General features: G+C 67.8%; 20 protein-coding genes and 2 pseudogenes. 15 read left to right on the forward strand and 7 right to left on the reverse strand.

All coding sequences use genetic code 11. The features are described from left to right. The first annotated feature begins 134 nt into the window (after positions 1–134). The 3 genes from ABZV00_RS10855 (at position 135) to ABZV00_RS10865 (ending at position 6,393) form a co-directional block, all read left to right on the forward strand. Positions 135–2,285, forward strand: coding sequence for a UvrD-helicase domain-containing protein (locus tag ABZV00_RS10855; RefSeq protein WP_355604197.1), 2,151 nt, complete (start codon positions 135–137; stop codon positions 2,283–2,285). 194 nt (positions 2,286–2,479) lie between these two features. Continuing rightward, positions 2,480–4,624, forward strand: coding sequence for a GTPase (locus tag ABZV00_RS10860; protein WP_355604199.1), 2,145 nt, complete (start codon positions 2,480–2,482; stop codon positions 4,622–4,624). After that, a complete protein-coding gene (locus tag ABZV00_RS10865; protein ID WP_355604202.1) occupies positions 4,621–6,393 on the forward strand; it encodes a GTPase in 1,773 nt (590 codons plus the stop codon). Before ABZV00_RS10860 ends, ABZV00_RS10865 begins: the two co-directional genes overlap by 4 nt. 360 nt (positions 6,394–6,753) lie before the next feature. On the opposite strand, the gene ABZV00_RS10870 is transcribed toward ABZV00_RS10865, so the two are convergent. Continuing rightward, positions 6,754–6,987, reverse strand: a complete 234-nt coding sequence (locus tag ABZV00_RS10870; protein WP_355604205.1) for a hypothetical protein — start codon at positions 6,985–6,987, stop codon at positions 6,754–6,756. A gap of 89 nt (positions 6,988–7,076) precedes the next feature. Here ABZV00_RS10870 and ABZV00_RS10875 point away from each other — a divergent pair, with 89 nt between their 5' ends. After that, entirely contained in the window at positions 7,077–7,988 is a 912-nt protein-coding gene (locus ABZV00_RS10875) for a 3'-5' exonuclease (protein ID WP_355604208.1), read from the forward strand. Positions 7,989–8,069: 81 nt separating this feature from the next. Here the strand turns inward: ABZV00_RS10875 and ABZV00_RS10880 are convergent, their stop codons facing one another. Continuing rightward, the gene (locus ABZV00_RS10880) at positions 8,070–8,567 is read right to left on the reverse strand and encodes a hypothetical protein (protein WP_355604211.1); all 498 of its coding nucleotides are present in this window, start codon (positions 8,565–8,567) and stop codon (positions 8,070–8,072) included. A gap of 106 nt (positions 8,568–8,673) precedes the next feature. Between ABZV00_RS10880 and ABZV00_RS10885 the strand changes: the two genes are divergently transcribed. Continuing rightward, positions 8,674–8,826, forward strand: a complete 153-nt coding sequence (locus tag ABZV00_RS10885; protein WP_355604214.1) for a hypothetical protein — start codon at positions 8,674–8,676, stop codon at positions 8,824–8,826. A 291-nt stretch (positions 8,827–9,117) separates the two neighbouring features. On the opposite strand, the gene ABZV00_RS10890 is transcribed toward ABZV00_RS10885, so the two are convergent. Further along, positions 9,118–9,534 (reverse strand): winged helix-turn-helix domain-containing protein, encoded by a 417-nt coding sequence (locus ABZV00_RS10890; protein WP_355604217.1) that lies wholly within the window; start codon positions 9,532–9,534, stop codon positions 9,118–9,120. 245 nt (positions 9,535–9,779) lie between these two features. On the opposite strand from ABZV00_RS10890, the gene ABZV00_RS10895 reads away from it, so the two are divergent. From ABZV00_RS10895 to ABZV00_RS10915, 5 genes are all read left to right on the forward strand, one after another. After that, on the forward strand, positions 9,780–10,079 hold the full coding sequence (locus ABZV00_RS10895) for a DivIVA domain-containing protein (protein WP_355604219.1): 300 nt from the start codon (positions 9,780–9,782) through the stop codon (positions 10,077–10,079). Further along, the gene (locus ABZV00_RS10900; protein WP_355604222.1) at positions 10,076–10,327 is read left to right on the forward strand and encodes a hypothetical protein; all 252 of its coding nucleotides are present in this window, start codon (positions 10,076–10,078) and stop codon (positions 10,325–10,327) included. The genes ABZV00_RS10895 and ABZV00_RS10900 overlap by 4 nt, the downstream gene beginning before the upstream one ends. A 470-nt stretch (positions 10,328–10,797) precedes the next feature. Continuing rightward, complete coding sequence (locus ABZV00_RS10905; RefSeq protein WP_355604225.1) at positions 10,798–11,214, forward strand: DUF2267 domain-containing protein; 417 nt, start codon at positions 10,798–10,800, stop codon at positions 11,212–11,214. Positions 11,215–11,337: 123 nt separating this feature from the next. Further along, entirely contained in the window at positions 11,338–11,730 is a 393-nt protein-coding gene (locus tag ABZV00_RS10910; RefSeq protein WP_355604228.1) for a DUF2267 domain-containing protein, read from the forward strand. A gap of 40 nt (positions 11,731–11,770) precedes the next feature. Continuing rightward, entirely contained in the window at positions 11,771–12,682 is a 912-nt protein-coding gene (locus ABZV00_RS10915; RefSeq protein WP_355604231.1) for a TIGR03619 family F420-dependent LLM class oxidoreductase, read from the forward strand. Between the two features lie 16 nt (positions 12,683–12,698). Here the strand turns inward: ABZV00_RS10915 and ABZV00_RS10920 are convergent, their stop codons facing one another. Then, positions 12,699–13,133, reverse strand: coding sequence for a TIGR03668 family PPOX class F420-dependent oxidoreductase (locus ABZV00_RS10920; RefSeq protein ID WP_355604234.1), 435 nt, complete (start codon positions 13,131–13,133; stop codon positions 12,699–12,701). Between the two features lie 124 nt (positions 13,134–13,257). Between ABZV00_RS10920 and ABZV00_RS10925 the strand changes: the two genes are divergently transcribed. Together ABZV00_RS10925 and ABZV00_RS10930 are read left to right on the forward strand one after the other, a co-directional pair. Beyond that, on the forward strand, positions 13,258–13,707 hold the full coding sequence (locus ABZV00_RS10925) for a VOC family protein (RefSeq protein WP_355604235.1): 450 nt from the start codon (positions 13,258–13,260) through the stop codon (positions 13,705–13,707). 386 nt (positions 13,708–14,093) lie between these two features. Further along, complete coding sequence (locus ABZV00_RS10930; protein ID WP_355604238.1) at positions 14,094–14,489, forward strand: nitroreductase family deazaflavin-dependent oxidoreductase; 396 nt, start codon at positions 14,094–14,096, stop codon at positions 14,487–14,489. Between the two features lie 20 nt (positions 14,490–14,509). Here ABZV00_RS10930 and ABZV00_RS10935 read toward each other — a convergent pair whose 3' ends face one another. Beyond that, on the reverse strand, positions 14,510–14,740 hold the full coding sequence (locus tag ABZV00_RS10935) for a DUF4326 domain-containing protein (RefSeq protein ID WP_355604258.1): 231 nt from the start codon (positions 14,738–14,740) through the stop codon (positions 14,510–14,512). Here ABZV00_RS10935 and mmsA point away from each other — a divergent pair. Beyond that, positions 14,681–15,928, forward strand: a pseudogene (gene mmsA / locus ABZV00_RS10940) (CoA-acylating methylmalonate-semialdehyde dehydrogenase); the annotation flags it as partial. The gene ABZV00_RS10935 and the pseudogene mmsA sit on opposite strands and share 60 nt — an antisense overlap. Before the next feature lie 77 nt (positions 15,929–16,005). Here the strand turns inward: mmsA and ABZV00_RS10945 are convergent. Together ABZV00_RS10945 and tnpA are read right to left on the reverse strand one after the other, a co-directional pair. Then, positions 16,006–16,527 (reverse strand): glycosyl hydrolase family 65 protein, encoded by a 522-nt coding sequence (locus ABZV00_RS10945; protein WP_355604241.1) that lies wholly within the window; start codon positions 16,525–16,527, stop codon positions 16,006–16,008. After that, a complete protein-coding gene (tnpA, locus tag ABZV00_RS10950; RefSeq protein ID WP_355604244.1) occupies positions 16,524–16,955 on the reverse strand; it encodes an IS200/IS605 family transposase in 432 nt (143 codons plus the stop codon). Before tnpA ends, ABZV00_RS10945 begins: the two co-directional genes overlap by 4 nt. A 23-nt stretch (positions 16,956–16,978) precedes the next feature. On the opposite strand from tnpA, the gene ABZV00_RS10955 reads away from it, so the two are divergent. Both ABZV00_RS10955 and ABZV00_RS10960 read left to right on the forward strand, forming a co-directional pair. Beyond that, positions 16,979–17,176 carry a hypothetical protein gene (locus tag ABZV00_RS10955; RefSeq protein WP_355604247.1) on the forward strand — a complete coding sequence of 66 codons (198 nt, stop codon included), beginning with the start codon at positions 16,979–16,981 and terminating at the stop codon, positions 17,174–17,176. Beyond that, positions 17,173–17,442, forward strand: a pseudogene (locus ABZV00_RS10960) (hypothetical protein); the annotation flags it as partial. The gene ABZV00_RS10955 and the pseudogene ABZV00_RS10960, both read left to right, overlap by 4 nt.

Raw genomic sequence — 17,442 nt, forward strand, 5'->3', positions numbered from 1 at the left:
GGAGGGCGAGGCACTGCAGGCAGCTGCGCGGATGCTGGGCGAGAGCGACAAGCTCCAGCAGTCGCGGGCGGGATCTTGATCCTGCTGCTGCCCGGTAGTCTCGCGTCCCCCGCCATCCCGACAGGAGGAACACCTTGCCTCAGCTTGCCTTGGCCAAGAGCTTCTGGGAGAGCTACGACGTCCTGGAGAAGCCGATCAAAGCCGGCGTGCGCAAGGCGATGGAGAAATTCCAGCAGCTCACCGTCGCCGAGCTGTATGCCGACAAGGGCCTGCACCTGGAGTCGGTGAACAACGCCAGAGACCCGCGCATGCGGACCATCCGCATCACTGACTTCTGGCGCGGAGTGGTGCTGGCACCCGACGACGGCAGCGACACCTTCCTGCTGCTCAACGTCGTGCCGCACGACGACGCCTACACCTGGGCGGCGAAGCGGCTGTACACAGTCAACACCGCGACCCGCGCCCTGGAGGTCCGCGACGTCGTCGCCATCGAACAGATCACTCATGCGATGGAGAAGGCGGCGGCGCACGCACCGACGTCGCTGTTCGCGCGGCACTCGGACGCGGTGCTGCGCGACCTCGGCGTTGATGATCAGGTGCTGCGGGCGGTCCGGACGATCACCGACAAGCCGCAGCTCGAAGCGTTCGGCGCGTTGCTGCCCGAGGACCAGTTCGAGGTTCTGCAGTACCTCGCCGAGGGCTTTACGCCCGAAGAGGTCTACCGCGACGTTGTGGCCGAGCGTAGGCCGGTCGAAGCCTCGCCGGAGCCGAGCGAGAACCTGGCGGCGGCGATCGCCAACACCAAGACGCGCATCATGCTGGTGACTCGACCCGATGAGCTGGCCGAGATCCTCGAAAAGCCCTTCGCCGCCTGGCGGGTCTTCCTCCACCCGTCACAGCGGCGCATTGCATACCGGACGTCGTACCGGGGGGCGGCGCAGGTGACGGGCGGACCGGGGACGGGGAAGACGGTGGTGGCCTTGCACCGGGTCAAGCACCTGCTGTCCCGCTCGGCAGACAGTCGGGTGCTGCTCACCACGTATACCAACGCTCTGGCTGCAGCCCTGCGCGAGAACCTGGCACTGCTTCTCGCCGACGAGGAGCAGGTGGCGCGGGTCGAGGTGACCACGGTGAACGCCTTCGCCAATCGGGTGGTACGGACCCTCGCCGGTCGGGCGCCGACCCCGGTGGGGGATGCCGACGAGCGGCAAGTCTGGCGGCGGGTGTGCCGGCGACTGACCCTGCCCTGGACCGAGCAGTTCCTCGCCCAGGAATACCGGCACGTCATCCTCGCCCAGGACGTCCGAAGCCGTGACGAATACCGCGAGGTCAGCCGGCGGGGGCGAGGCTCGGCGCTGGGCCTGCGGCAGCGTGACCGGGTGTGGGACGCGGTGGAGCTGTTTTCGGCCGAGCTGAAGGCGGCCGGCACAGTCACTCACCTGCAGGTGTGCGCACGGGCTGCGCAACTGCTGCGGGAGGCTGACCTCGGCGTGCACGGCTTCGACCACGTGGTGGTCGACGAGGCGCAGGACCTGCACCCGGCCCAGTGGCGCGTGCTACGCGCCGCCGTAGCACCTGGCCCCGACGACCTGTTCATCACCGGCGACCCACACCAGCGGATCTACGACTCCCGGGTGTCCCTCAACGCCCTCGGCATCCCCGTCGCCGGTCGCAGTAGCCGCCTGCGCATCAACTACCGCAGCACTGAGGAGATCCTCGCATGGTCCACCGGCGTACTCGTCGGGTCACGGGTCGAGGATCTCGCCGGTGAGGGTGAGGACAGCCTCGCCGGATACCGCTCACTGCTGCATGGCAAGCGGCCGCATGCGCAGTGGCATCCAACGTCCCACGCCGAGGTCACGGCGCTTGTCAAGCGGGTGGCGGAGTGGCTGGAGCAAGGCGTGGCGCCGAGCGAGATCGCCGTCTGCGCGCGGTTCAACACGATGCTCAGCAGCGTGTATGACGAGCTGATCGGGGCCGGGATTCGGGCCGTCCGGGTGCGAGACCAGCCTGGCGCAGACGTCGACGGGGTACGACTGGCCACCATGCACGCGATGAAGGGCCTGGAGTTCCGCTGTGTCGCCGTGATCGGTGCCACCGAGCGGGCTGTGCCGTTCGCAAAGGAGGTAACACCGCCGGAGGTGGATCCGCTGCAACACGACTGCGACATGCTCAGGGAGCGCTGTCTGCTCTTCGTTGCGAGCACCAGAGCTCGGGAGGCCCTCTACGTCTCATGGAGTGGGTCGCCCAGCCCATTCCTCGCATTTGTGGCTGACTCCCGCTGACCGCCAGCACATCATGCGCGAAACCTAGATGTCATCCGAGGCCGGACCTGTGGAAACAGTCGTGGCTACAGGCCGCCTGAGCCGACCGGGCGCGTCGTCGGCACGCATGTCGTAGCACCACTCCTGCACCGCCTTCGACAGCGCGACACTCCCTGCCACGATTCAACGTCGGACCCCTTTGAGATGATCGGAATGTGACTGTGCGCGACGTCCCTTCCCGCCACAAGTGGCTACCGTCGGCACTCCCTGCGTTCTTCGGTGAAGAGCCGATGTTGTCAGACCCGTGGCCGCAGATCCGAGACGTCGTGGCAACCTTCGCCGCTCAAGCTGGAGCCATCCGTGACCAGGCACTGCACGACGCGTCCGAGCTCGATGGCATCGACTCCGAACTACTCAGTGCCGACAACGGGTCATGGGTGGCCTGGCAAGAAGCAACCGACGACTTCCACGCACCGATGCGCGTTGTCCTGATGGGGCGGACGATGGCCGGCAAGTCATCGCTCCTGTCTGCGCTGTCTGGCTCACACTTCGACAGGATCGGAGACGGCAGTCAACGATTCTCACGCGATGTCTTCACTGCGATCCCGACGGCGTCCAGCCGCATCGAGGTCGTCGACACTCCCGGCGTCGGTGCACGCGATGGAGCCGAAGACTTCGAGCTCGCGTTCAACGCCGCACACCATGCGGATCTCATCTTGTGGGTCGCGAGCAGCGACTCAATCCAAGAGGAGACTGCGCGTGCCCTCCGTCTGATCGGAGTCATCGGCAAGCCGATCATCGTCGCGCTTAACTGTCGCCAGTCCCTCAAGGGCGTCGGGAGGTTGAACCTGCTGAGGTTCCCTGAGCGCGTCTTCTGTAACCGGGACGGGCTGGTCGATGAGATCAGGCGCCACATGGCAGCAGTCGGCGTCGAGCCTCTCGACGTGGTTTACGTGCACGCGCTCGCTGCCACCGAAGCGTTGGCGCACGGCGAGGTGGATGCTGAACTCCACGCTGCCAGCCGGATCGACGACCTCACCCAGGCGCTGATGCGGGAGCACGCCACGCACAGCGAGAGCCGCCGAGCGCTGAGGGTGGTCGACGGCCAGCGCCGACAGGCTGACAGCCTCATGCACTCGTGGGCGCAGGGATCCACGATGCTCCGTGTGCAGGCCGAACACGACAGGAAGCAGAACGAGGACGTCCATGCCCGTCTCGACCGTGTCACCCGATCCGCAGCTGAAGCCATAGCGTCCGACATCGCAATCGCAGTCGACCGTCGCCGCGACTGGCATCTCTCGGCGACCGACTTTGGCAAGTCCCTCCAGCTAGCCTGGGAGAAGGAACTCGATGCGTTGCAGGCGGAGTTGCGCAAGACGCTAGAGGACAGCTTCTCGCGGTTGAGGGATGCTGTGGACTCGACGATCGCGGACGCAGACGCCGAGTGGGCCAGCGTCTCGCCCGACAGGTTCGCTTTGCGGGACCTAACCGGATTCGACTCGGTGCTCGGGAACCGGTTGGGGCGGGCGGGCATCGCGGTGGTCAGTGTCGGTGGATCCCTAGCAGGAATGTGGGCGGGTGCTCAACTGGGCGCCGCGATCGGTGGAACCGCGGGCGGTCCTGCAGCACCCATCACGGCCGCCGTCGGCGCCATCATAGGAGTCGGCGTCAGCGTGGCACTGAGCCTACTTACAGGACCTCTCAAAGGATTTGTCGATCGCGTGTTCCTAGGTGAAGACGGTGTGTTGCGGAAACGACGTGACGAGGTGGCGAAGCAGGTTGGGCCACTTCTCGACGAGCTCAAGGGCGAGTACGAACGGGCCGTCGACGAGCAACTCGACGTGCTCCGTGGCAGTCTTGCCAGCGCGCGCAGTCAGAGCGAAGGCCGCTCCGCAGCACTCGCCCTACTGGCGAACCGATGGACTCAACACAGCGAGGCGCTCGGAGCGCTGATCCGAGAGTTGGACAAGGAGACAACCGAAGCCTTGCTTCGAATCGCGGGCCGCGAACGATTGGCTCGTTCCGTCAAGCGGGCAACCCGGGCGCCCGGGGTCTGCATCCTCGCCGAACTCGAGGACGCCGCGTTCTCGGAGGCATGGTTGTATCCCCCAGACATCGCGGAGAGGTTGGCCTGCGGAAGGGCCCGCGACGCCGGCGGCGAGGCGGCGGGTGCGCTCTCCTACGCACTCGGCCTTATCGACGCACCAGCGCGACTGGTGAGGGCAGACTCAGCCTCCGCCACCATTTGTGTGGACGCTGATCTACCCGCCGAGATCGCGGAGACATGGTCGGACGCACTGACGTCCCACATCGGCAAGCGCATCTGCATCGACAACGCCAGAAGGACTTCAGCATCGTGAGCGTCAACCTTTTCAAAGAAGCCTCCGCCGTTGCCAGAGATCTTGGCGAGGAGTTCCGCGGAATCCTCCGCGAGCTCGAACCGGTGGTCGCGCGACCCCTGCTCGACCGTCTCACGGTCGACGCCCACCTCACTCCGCTGCTGGTGTTCACCGGGCAATACAGCAGCGGCAAGTCGACTCTCATCAGTGCACTCACCAACGGGGCCGCCAACGTCGTCATCGGGTCTGGTGTGACTACCGACGCCGTGAAGGAGTTCGACTGGGACGGCGACGTTCGCCTTGTCGATACCCCAGGCGTTCATGCGGGCCGCCCCCACCACGACGACCTCGCCGAGAAGGCGCTTCAGTCAGCCGATCTCGTGCTGTTCGCAGTCACGGTTGAGCTCTTCGACGACGTCCTCGTCGCCCATCTTCGAGACGTACTCGGTCGACTCGGCAAGTCCCGACAGACACTCATCGTCGTCACCAAGGCAGGGACGATGGAAGCAGACCCAGGTGTGCGGGATCAAGCGATCAAAAATGCTCTCGGCCCGTTCGACCAGATCCCATGGGTGGAATGCGACGCCCAATTTCACCTCGACGGCCTTGACCTTGCGGCCTCCGATTCCGCTGCCTCGAACGCTTTCATCGAGGCCTCCGGCTTGGACAAGGTCACGGCGCTCATCAACCGCTTCGCCAGCCAACAGGGAGAGTTGGGCAGGCTGAAACAGCCGCTGCAACTCATCATCGCGCTTTCCTTCGAAGCATCTGCCGTCCTTGCGGACAACCCCGACGAGCAGGCGGCACTCACCGTCCTTGCAAGGCAGCGTTCGGCGCTCTCCAAGAGGCGGATCCATCTGGACAATCTGCTTGAAGCCCGCGCAGCCCAATTCCGTGCGGACGCGATCCGCGCCGCCACACAGTTCGCGGATCGCATCGAGCGCGACGAGGAGAACGGGGCCGAGGCTCCCCACGAAGAGGCACTGGACGCGCACATGGCAGCGCTCAACGAGGACCTCCGCGCTGCCTTGGGTCGGTTTGAGGGTGCCGTACGTCAGGTACTCGAAGTCCAGTTCGACGACCTCGCATCCGAAGTACTGGAGATCGAAGCCACTCCATACGGGCGTATCTCAGTCCAGCTCGGTGACCCAGAAGCCAGCGACTTCGAAGCGCGACACGTGGAGATTCGGCCGGGACACGTGGAGGTCCGACCAGGCGGTTCTCCGCTGCAGCCTCCGCCGAGCTGGGCAGGTGACCTGTCGAAGTACCTCAATCACTTTCGCGAGTTCTGGGGCGCTGGTAACGGTGTGAAGGCTGCCTCGGGCAGTACTGGGCACAGCGTTGTACTGAAGGTCGGTCATGCTTTCGGCAAGAAGTTCAAGCCTTGGGAGGCTGTGCGGGTCGCCAACAAGGTCGGAAAGGTCGCGAGCATTGCCGGGAAGGTCGCAAAGGTCGGCGGTGTCGTAGTCACAATTGGTCTGGAGGCGTACGGCGTGGTTGCCGACGAGCGTGCAGCTGTCAAGGCCGAGCAAGCCAGGACAGAACGTCGCCGCAGCATTACCCAGGAGATCCTGGCTCAGGCTGACAGCATCGTGGTTGATGCGCTCCGCACGGTCCGATCCGTCTTGCAGGACACCTTTGGGCCGGAGTTCGAGCGCATCGACGCGATGGCTGACGAGATTCATGAGGCAGGTGTTGCGCGGTCCGGTCTGCGCGATCGGCTTGTCTCCGTCAGACGGCAGGCGGAGTCCGCGTTGGCCGAGCTGTCCATCTCGAACGGTGCCCAGTGAGCGGGTCGGGCGGATGCTGAGGTCGCCCAGCTCCTGCTCGCTGACCCGTCCAGGGCGATGCCGGCCATCCGTGCGTTGACCGGCGTCGCTGACAGCCAGCAGGCTGGCTCGCCTACGGAGCTGGCGGCGGTCAGACGGGGTCGTCGTCAACCTGAGTGCCTCCGACCTCGCCGGTCTGGCGGGTCACCGAGGCCCTGCAGAAGCCCGACCGGAGCACCCCGACGGCAGCGTGCGGACCGTGTCCGGCGGCCTTCCTCAGCATGAACAGGTGCCGCCGGTGAGCCTGGGCCACGAGAGACGCCGGCCGGGCATGCTGGCGGAGCCGGTCGTCGGAAGCGACGCCGGCGTCTCCGTTGTTCCTCAGGCGGTCACCGAGCCGAGGCCGAGGCCGTCGAGCAGGTTGATGAGTTCGTCGTCGCGGGTCACCTCGAAGCCACGCTCGCGCAGCTCCGCGACCAGTTCAGCCTCGCCGTCGAGCGGAACCTCGAGGTACTCACCGTCGTGAACCGTGAGCACGATTTCGCCGTACCGGTCCTGCAAATCCTGCGGCAGAACGCTTAACGCCCGCGCCGTGACCATCTCGGGCCAGCTCACTCGCCCAGGACGTTCGCAACCGTGAGGAGTACCGCGAGGTCAGCCGGCGTGGGAGAGGGTCGGCGCTGGGTCTGCGACAGCGTGACCGGGTGTGGGACGCAGTGGAGATGTTCTCGGCCGAGCTGGCGGCGGCCGGCACCATCACCCACCTCCAGGTCTGCGCGCGAGCTGCGCAACTGCTTGAGGAAGCCGACCTTGGCGTCCACGGCTTCCACCATGTGGTGGTGGACGAGGCGCAGGACCTGCACCCGGCTCAATGGCGGGTGCTGCGCGCCGCGGTGGGGGTCGGCCCCGACGACCTGTTCATTACCGGGGACCCGCACCAGCGGATCTACGACTCCCGGGTGTCCCTTAGCTCCCTCGGCATCTCCGTTGCGGGGCGCAGCAGCCGGCTGCGCATCAACTACCGCAGCACCGAGGAGATTCTGTCCTGGTCCACTGGAGTGCTGGTCGGGTCGCGGGTCGAGGACCTCGCCGGTGAGGGGGAAGACAACCTCACCGGCTACCGCTCACTGCTGCACGGCAAGCGACCGCAGGCGAAGGGCTATCCGACAAGTCAGGCCGAGGTCGCCGGGCTCGTGGCTCGAGTGCGGGAGTGGCTGGCGCAGGACGTGCAGCCGAGCGAGATCGCCGTGTGTGCGCGCTTCAACACGACCCTGGGCGCGGTGCGCGACGAGTTGGCGGCGGCTGGGATTCCGTCGGTGTGGGTGCGGGACCATCCCGGGGCGGAGGTCGACGGGGTGCGGCTGGCCACCATGCACGCGATGAAGGGCCTCGAGTTTCGTTGCGTGGCGGTGGTCGGGGCCACGGCGCGGGCGGTGCCGTTCGCAAAGGAGATCACGCCACCGGAGGTGGACCAGCTGCAGCACGAGAGCGACATGCTCAGAGAGCGCTGCTTGCTCTTCGTCGCCAGCACCCGGGCCCGTGAGGCCCTGTGCGTTTCGTGGAGCGGAGCGCCCAGCCCGTTCCTGGACTTCGTCGCCGGCAGTCCGGCCGAATGAGCGCCGGAGACTCGACGCGTTGCGCGGCATGACGCGCCCGGTGGTGACACCGGGCGCGTTCCGCGTTCATGGCCGGCGCCGTCAGCCGACCAGCGGGCTGAATCCGCGTCCGTCGAGCACGTTGATCAGCTCGTCATCGCGGGTCACCTCGTACCCGCGCTCGCGCAGTTCCGCCACCAGTTCCGCCTCGCGGTCGAACGGGATCTCGAGGACGTCGCCGTTGAGAACGGTGGCCGAGGAGGCTCCGAAGCGATCCCGAATATCCTGCGGCAGCAGGCGGAACGCCCGAGTGGCGACCATCGGGGGCCAGTCACCGTCCTGCACCGACCCCACCTCGTTGATGTCGAACACGGCGTCGTCGGCGGGGCCATCTTCGGGATCGTGGTATTCGGGGCCGACCGGGTTCCAGACGTGCTCGGTGCGCAGCGTGCGGGCCTCACCCCACGTGCGGGCGGCGGCGATCGACGTGATCTCCGCGGCCTCGCCGGCCGCAGTCTCAGCGTCGGCGAAGGCCAGGCAGTCATTCATGCGGGCGTGGCCGTAGACCAGGCGGCGGGTGCTGGAGCGGTGCGTCGTCATGGCGCACATCGTGCACTACAGGTCCGACACCCAAGATCAACGGGGGTGTGACCAGGGGTACGGTGGCTGCTAGGAACGGCGGGACATCACCGGCGGGAGGACGAGGATGGACGGGATCGAGGATCAGGCGGCGCGGCGGCTGTCGCGCTTTTCCGACTGGGGGCCGGATTACGGGCCTGAACTCATCGTCGGCTACGAGGAACCGGCCTACGACGAGCCAGAGCCGACACCGGACCCTGACGCACCGAACGCCGAGTAGCAGGAAATCTACCCCTGCGTGGGTCACTGGCCTGTGCGGACTGAGCGGCGGGCAGCGTCAAAGAGTGGACCTCTCCCAGGTGCGGGAAGGCCGACCGGGCGGACCTCCGGGCACGAAGTCGGCGTCCACGCCGGGCCCGGTGGCGGCCGCCCGTGGGTACGAACCGAGGGCGTCGGCGCGGGGAGCGATGTCGGGTCCCAGTCCTTCGAGAAGGATGTCCGCGTCATCCTCGGAGAGGTGCAGCAGCGCCCGCCGCAGGTAGATGCTCCACGCCTGCGGCTTCGCATAGGCTTAACTATCGGTTGGGCGTATTAGCTCGACCTGGTCGCCGGGCTTGACCTCTACCTCGCCCTTGCCGTGGCGGATCTCTAGCACTGGGACGCCCTCGTCCAGGTGCAGATCGTTCCGTTCTCGGCCGGTCGGCATTCGAGCGACGACCGACGCGCCAGCCGGCAGTTCTACCCGTTGCCGCTCGGGCGAGCTTCGCACCCGCGTTCCGTGACCGCGAACGGTGCTGACCAGTCCCTCGGACCGCAGGATCGACATCGCCATCCGGACGGCTTCGCGGCCGATGCCGTACTCCTGGGTCAGCCGGGCTTCGCTCGGGAGCGATACCCCGGGCGCCAGCTCACCGGATTCGATCCGCCGCCGCAGTATGTCGGCGACCTGCACATAGACGGGTGTGTGCGAGCGCGGATCGACGGTCATACCTGGTAAGCCTTGTCCCCCCGTGGGCCGCACTGGTTGTGCCCCTGTGCCCCTGTCCGTATATTTACGGAGGCGGCGACGCCCCAGGGCGGGAGCTGGATCTATAGCCCGGTCGAGTGACGCCGTATAGCAGCCCTGGTGCCGTGCCCCTGATCGAAGCTGCGGCGGCGGGGCGGGGTGGGCCCGCGCGAGCGGCGTGAGCGGAGGCCCACCCCTTCCACCAAGAGAAAGGCAGGTCGAGCAAGATGAGCGTCCGCAACCAAGGACCGACACAGGAGAGCGGAGCGACGTATCGCTCCTCGACGTACACCAGTCTGCTGCCCTGGCAGGTGGGCGAGCGTCGGTTCCCGCCCACGGGGCTCGGACGCCGCGGCCTGAATCCCAACGACGTGTACGCCTTCCTCGACCGGGTCGCCGTCGACATGGCAGCTCTCCACGCCGCCCTCGCTGAAAGCCGCCGGGAGACCGCACGGATCAAGGAGGCGCTTCGCCGCTGGCAGTCCGAGCATGCCCGCGGTGACAACGAGCGTGGGCAGACCCGATGAGGCAGCGGTACATCATCCACCTGCCCGTGACCGCCGCCGACCTGCCCGCCGCACAACGCCTGGCCCGGGTCATCGGCCGCTGGATGTCCGTGCTGCCGACGACCGACCCAGGGGAAACCACGGTGTCCGAGGAGGATCAGCAATACCTCCGCCACCGGGTTTTCTGCGACCAGTTGATGCCCGGCGGCCGGCGCTGCCTGCTCCGCGCCGACCACGACGGCCGCTGCGCCCGCCGCCTGCGCCGCTAACCCGGCCCTGCGATGCCATTCCGGCAACTCGCTGCGGGCCCACCGCTGGCTCAGACGGCTGCGGAAGCCCCGGCCGTCGAGCACGTTAATGATCTCGTCGTCGCGGGTGACCTCGTAGCCGCTCTGGCGCAGCTTTGCCAACAGCTCGCCCACCTGTGCCGGTCCATCGGAATGTCGAGGATGTCGCCGTAGCGCGCGTTGGTGATTCGCCCGATGGGGATGAGGCAGGCTCACCCCCCGTCCCAGGAGGCTGTCGAGGTACCGGTTCGCTCGGCACCCGAGGGGTGAAGTTTGCATGACTGTCTCTCCTGCGCGGCGATCCGGCCCCACCCGATCGGCGGTGGAGGACGTGTATGACCGGATAGGTCGGCTGATGCAGGACTTTCTGGGCGACGGGACGTCCCCGCCCATGGCGGTCAGGGGCTCGTAACTGGCGGTTCGACGGCGATCGGGCTTGAGAGGAGAATCAGGTGGAATATCAGGATTTCATCAACGCAGTGGCCACGCGGGCAAAGGTGTCGACCGATCAGGCGGCGACACTCAGCCGCGCGACGTTGGAGACATTGGCAGATCGGATCAGCGCCGGCCAGGCTGAGAACCTTGCCTATCAGCTTCCCGGAGGGCTTGACGATCCCCTGCGCAATCCGCCACCGCGAAGAGGGGAACATGCCAAGTCGTTCGGGCTCGACGAGTTCGTGCGGCGGGTGGCGGACCACCCGGCCATCGACCGTGCGCTCGCCGCTGCCGGGGTCGGCGCGGTGCTCACCACACTCCGTGAGGCTGTTTCCCGTGACCAGTTCGAGGACGCGTTGGCCCAGCTTCCGAAGGAGTTCCGGCAGGTGATCGAACCGGTGGGTGCCGGTGGCGGGCAACGCCCCGGCTCGTAGCACGCACAGTTGAGGGCGGAGCAGGTGTGCCCGCATCGCCACACGGGTACGCCGCTGCCGACTGGACCGGGAAGGCATGGATGGCGACCGAGGCGCCGGACTACTGGTCGGGAAGGAGAACTGGTGAACTACGCCGAGTTTCTCGAAGCGGTGGGGAAGCGGGCGGGCATGCCGGCGGCGGAGGCGGCGAAGATCGTCGGAGCCACGCTGACGACCTTGTCGGAAGGGGTCAGTGGCGGCGAGGCGCGGTACCTGGCCACGCAGCTCCCCGAGGGGTTGCGAGGGTACCTGCACAAGGACGTGGACTTCGCCGAACAGATCGACCTCGTGGAGTTCCTCAATGAGGTAGGGGTCCGCGCGGGAACGGATGACGAGCGGACCGCTGAGGGCGCCCGCGCCGTGTTGACGACCCTGCGCGAGGCGGTGAGCGCGGAAGACCTCGAGAACCTGGAATCCGAGCTGCCAAAGGACTTCCGGCGGCTGCTCCGTCCGGTGGATCGCAGCGTCGGGGCCTGAACCGAGCCACTTCCTGGCCCGATCCGGGTACGGTGCGCGGGTGGAGGTTGGATTCGCCCCGCCCGTCTCCGGCTCGTGGGCCACACCGGCAAGCATGATCCACGTCGCCCGCCGCGCCGAGCAGCTCGGATACCACTCGCTCTGGACGTTCCAGCGGCTCCTGGTCCCCGCCGACCTCGGTTGGAGCGAGACCTACCACAGCGTCCAGGACCCGGTGACCACGCTGGCGTTCCTGGCGGCCCACACCACGCGGGTCCGGCTCGGCGTCGCGGTGCTCAACATGCCGTTCATCTCTCCGGTGCTGCTGGCCAAGCAGACCGCGACTCTCGACATCCTCGCCGACGGACGGCTTGACGTGGGACTGGGCCTCGGCTGGGCGGATGAGGAGTATCAGGCGACGGGTGCGAGCAAGCATCGGCGGGGCCAGCGCGCCGAGGAGTTCCTCGCCGTTCTTCGTACCCTGTGGCAGAACGACGTCGCCGAGCATCGCGGCGAGTTCTACCAGGTCCCGCCGACGCGTCTGGAGCCGAAGCCCGTGCAGCGGCCACACCCGCCGATTCTGCTCGGCGGCCAGGCGCCCGCCGCGCTGCGCCGGGCCGGCCGGCTCGCCGACGGCTGGGTCAGTGGCAGCCAGGCGGACCTGACGGGCATCGGCGAGGCGATCGCGACCGTCAAGGCCGCCGCTGCGGAGGCCGGCCGCGATCCCGGCTCACTGCGATTCGTCTGCCGCGGCGCGGTCCGCGTACGCCCGACGGGCCCGCCCGAGCGCGAGCCGCTCACCGGCACGCTCGAGCAGATCCGATCGGATCTCGGCAGACTTGCCGAAGCCGGCATCACCGAAGTGTTCGTCGATCTCAACTTCGATCCGGAGATCGGCTCACCCCGCGCCGACGCGCAGGCGTCGTTGCGCCGGGCCGACGAGGTGCTCGACGCCCTGGCTCCGACCCGCTGACACCCCCGGCCGGCGCTCACCCGGCCGGGTCGGCTGCCGCGTCCGCCGCGGACCACGCCGACCAGGCGGTCACCGCTATCGCGATCACCGGCCCGGCTGGTGGTCGCTGGACGTACTGCGGGTACTTGTCGGCCAGCGCGGCGCGGGCCGTGGCCTCCTCCGCGCGGTCCTCCACCAGCCGGCCGTGCCCGTCCAGGCGGACCCACCACAGCCGCGACCAGTCCTCGTCGTACTCGTCGACCAGCAGGCAGGCATGCCCCGTCGCCCGGATGTTCTCCAGCCGGCGTAGCCGCCGGTGGCGCTTGGGCTTCTCGTCCACCGCGTGGTAAACGACATCGTCGAGCAGAACGAAGCACACGGGCACCAGGTGAGGACGCCCATCCGCTCCGACGGTGGTCAGCCGGGCCACCCTGGCCGACCGGACCCGATGCCGGATCTCGTCGGCGGGCACAGGCCCGACGGTAACAGCCGACACCGGCCATGGTGACTCATTGTGACCGCGGCGTCGTCGACCCGGTGGGTGTGCCGGCGCCGCACGCGGGTACGCCCTGCCGATCGGACCCGGGGGAGGCGTGATGGCGAGCGAGGCGCCCGACTACTTCCAGCCCGAGGCTGGGCTGGTGCTGACGCACCTGCTGATCGTGCGGGATGTGGACCGTTCACGGGAGTTCTACCAGCGGGTGCTGGGAGCGACGGTGGTGCGGGAACGCCAGCCGGCGATCCTGCGGTTCCACAACAGCTACATCGTGATCAACGACGAAGGTGGCCCGACCGACGACAAGCCGGGTGTGCAGGCGCAGGCGCCGCCGGATTCGCGGACGCTCAGCAGCGCGATGAACGTCCGGGTCACCGACGTCCGGGCGGTCTACGAGCAGTGGCGATCACGGGGTGGGGAGTTCCTGACCGAGCCGAAGGACCACGGCGTCGAGATCCGGTGCTACCTGCGGGATCCGGACGGCTACCTGATCGAGCTCGGCCAGGGCACCGGGATCCTCGCCGAGATGGGTCGTGCAGTCTCCGCCTGAGCCTGACGATAGGCGCCGGCACCCCTGGTCACGGCCAGACCAACCATCGTGATCGGGCCCCTGGTGATCAGGGCGGTACCCGGTGCCGAGATGCACGAGCCAGGCGAGGACCCGCCGGCCGGAGTGGTCGAGGAAGCGGCTCACAACCCGGTGCAGGCGGACCTGCGCCGCGCCTGGCAGCGGCTGAGTCGACCCGCTGAACCCGCCGGGCAGATACCCCCGCTAGCGAGCCGGACGGTAGCCGGTGCTCGAGTGCCGCAACCGGCTGGTCGCCGGCCAGAGCTTCGAGTCAATGGCGGTTGAGACCGGTCGGCGGGAAGCAATACCAGTGCAGCGATCGAAGTGTCGGCCGACGCGTCGATCGCACCTGGGCGAACATGGTGGCCATGGTGTTACCCAGACGCTTGGCGCGGTTCAACCGGGTCGTCACCAACCGCGTAACCGGTCCGCTGGCCGGGCGGCTGCCCGGCTTCGGCGTCATCATCCACCGGGGCCGCCGCTCCGGTCGCGAGTACCGGACTCCGATCAGTATCTTCCGGACGTCCGACGGTTACGTCGCCGCGCTGACCTACGGGGTAACCGACTGGGCGAGAAACGTACTGGCGGCCGGCGGCTGTGAGCTGGAGATCCGCGGCCGGCGAGTGCCCCTCACCCGTCCCCGCCTCGTGCACGACCCCACCCGCCGGGACATGCCGCCGGTCGTCCGCCAGCTCGTCGGGGTGATCGGCGTGACCGACTTCCTCTATCTCGACACCGTGCCCGATGCAGACCACGTCCACTAGGCAGATCTCCGCCGGGCTTCCTACCGAAGGCTCGACGTTGGCAGCGAGTCGGCGAGTTCGGCGATAACCTCGGCGTGGCAGCGCTCCGGCACGCACCAGCAGCCGAGCCGGCATCCGCGCAGGTCGGGGCGTAGGGCGAGGAGGTCGGGTCGGCCGAGCAGGTACGCCCGGTACTTGTCGAGGATCTCGTTTTGGGTGCCGTCAGGGCCGGGGCGGACTACGACCCCGCCACCGGCCAGGTCTCCGGACAGGTCGACTTCGCAACCGCCTCGGTCGTCGGTGAGGCGGTCGCCGCCGCCGACGAGGCGTTCACCCGATGGCGTAGCGCATCCCTCGCTCGGCGGATGAGCGTCATGTTCTCCTTCCGGGAACTGCTTAACGCCCGAAAGTCCGACCTCGCCCGGATCATCACCGCCGAGCATGGCAAGGTGCTCTCCGACGCCGCGGGGGAGATCCAGCGTGCGCTGGAGGCGGTCGAGTTCGCCTGCGGGATCCCGCAACTGCTGACGGGCGGGTTCAGCGAGAACGCCTCGGCCCAGGTGGACGTGTACTCCATCCGGCAGCCGCTCGGCGTGGTCGGGGTGATCACCCCCTTCAACTTCCCGGCCATGGTCCCGCTGTGGTTCGTGCCGAACGCCATCGCGTGCGGCAACACGGTGGTGCTCAAGCCGAGCGAGAAGGACCCGTCCGCGTCGAACTTCCTGGCGGAGTTGTTCGCGGAGGCCGGGCTGCCGGACGGCGTTCTCAACGTCGTGCACGGCGACAAGGAGGCGGTCGACCGGATTCTCGAACACCCGACGGTCAAGGCCATCTCGTTTGTCGGCTCCACTCCGATCGCCCGCTACGCCTATGAAACGGGCACCCGTAACGGCAAGCGGGTGCAGGCGCTCGGCGGCGCGAAGAGCCACATGGTCGTGCTGCCCGACGCCGACCTCGACCTCGGGCGCCGACGCCGCCGTCTCGGCCGGCTTCGGCTCGGCCGGTGAGCGCTGCATGGCCATCTCCGTCGTCGTGGCCGTCGACCCGGTCGGTGACGAGCTCGTCGGCAAGATCAGCGAACGGATCGCGGCACTCCACGTCGGCGACGGCCGTCGCCCGGGCTGCGAGATGGGGCCGCTGGTCACCGGCGCTCACCGCGACCGGGCGATGTCATACCTGGACGCTGGTCGGTCCGCGGGGGCGCAGCTGGTGGTCGACGGGCGGAACCACCCGATCGACGGTGAGCAAGCCGCTTCTGGCTCGGACCGACTCTCTTCGACCATGTCGACAGCGACATGTCCATATACACCGACGAGATCTTCGGACCGGTCCTCTCGGTGCTCCGGCTGCCCAGCTACGGCGCCGCCGTCGAACTCGTCAACGCCAACCGGTACGGCAACGGTACGGCGATCTTCACCAACGACGGTGGCGCAGCTCGCCGGTTCCAGAATGAGGTCGAGCACCGGCCTGAATCAACTGCGCCCGGGGACGGCCATCTCGCCGGCATCGGGCGGCCCGCTGCCCGTGCCAGGTCTCGTCACGATTCCGCCGCGTCGGGCGGTGCACTGCCCTGATCCGGTCGACTCGCGGGCTCGGCGCGGCCGTGCAGCGCGACGGCGACGGTCGTACCGGGGCAGAGCATGAAGGACCTGCCCCGGACGGCCCCCGGGACGGGCTGCCCCGACCCGGGGGCGGCCGAGATCCGCAACCGCTCGTGGTAGACATGCAGGGAGATCAGCTGGTTTCGGTACCGGATCACGCAGTCGAGCCGGTCGAGCGCTTCGGGTAGCAGCAGGTTGAGCCGGAGCACGTCGCCGCGGGCCTCCAGGCCGGTGTAGCAGCGTTGCAGGATGTCCAGCGTTCCGGCAGTGGCGCCGAGGTGTATGCCGTTCCGCGTCGAACTGTGCTCCGGATCCGCGAGGTCGGTGCCGAGTGCGGTCAGCAGCATCTCGAAGGATCGGCCGCGATGGGTGCGGGCCAGCACCCATGCGTCCGCGACCCGGCTCAACTGGATTAGCGGGGAATCCTGGCCTTTCAGGGTCGGGAGGAGTCGCGTCACGGACCGGGATGTTTCTGTTCTTTGAGGTAGTCCTTGATCACTTCCAGTGGGGCGCCGCCGCAGGACGCGGCGAAGTAGGAAGGGGACCACAGGTGCCCGTGGATGATGTGCCGGTTGATCCGGTCGGTGAACTCCTTGCGTAGGTAGTGCGCTGAGACGGCCTTGAGTCGGTTGACCAGCGTGGAGATCGGCAGCTTGGGTGGGTAGTGCACGAGCAGGTGGACGTGGTCGTCCTCGCCGTTGAACTCGCGCAGGTCGGCGCCCAGGTCGGCGCAGACCTGCCGCATGATCTGTTCGCAGTGGGTGAGCATCGTGTCGTTGAGGACGTCCCGCCGATACTTGGTGACAAAGACAAGGTGTACGTGCAGGTTGTAGACAACGCTTCTACCTCTGCGAATATTCGGGTCCGGGGTCCATCTTGGTGACATAGATAAGATGAAACGGTGTGGGCATGCCTGCGAAACTGGACAAGGTCGTGAAGCCGAGATGGGCGGCCAAGGTCCTCGGCATCGACTACGCGGACCTGCCGAAACTCGACCGCCCCTGGACCCAACGCGACGTGCGGTCGCCGCGTGACAGCACGCCGGACTGGCTGACCGAAGCGCGACGCCGCCACGCGGCCAGCGCGGACGACGAAGAGGCCTGGTGAAGATTGTCGTGCAGGTCCGGTTGTTCCCGGACGCCGCTCAGCAGGCGGCGTTGCGGGCCACTCTGGACCTGTGCAACGACGCCGCGAACGTCGCCTCCGGGTTGGCGTACCAGCGGCGGGTGTTCGCCAAGCAGTCGTTGCAGCGGCTCACCTACGGCCAGTTGAAGGACCTGGGTCTGTCCGCGCAGCCCGCCATCCACGTCGCCCGGAAGGTATCCGGCGCGTACGCCACCCTGAAGGCCAACATTCAGGCCGGCAACCTCGGC

It is taken from the genome of Micromonospora sp. NPDC005173, assembly GCF_040608515.1.
GTDB lineage: Bacteria > Actinomycetota > Actinomycetes > Mycobacteriales > Micromonosporaceae > Micromonospora.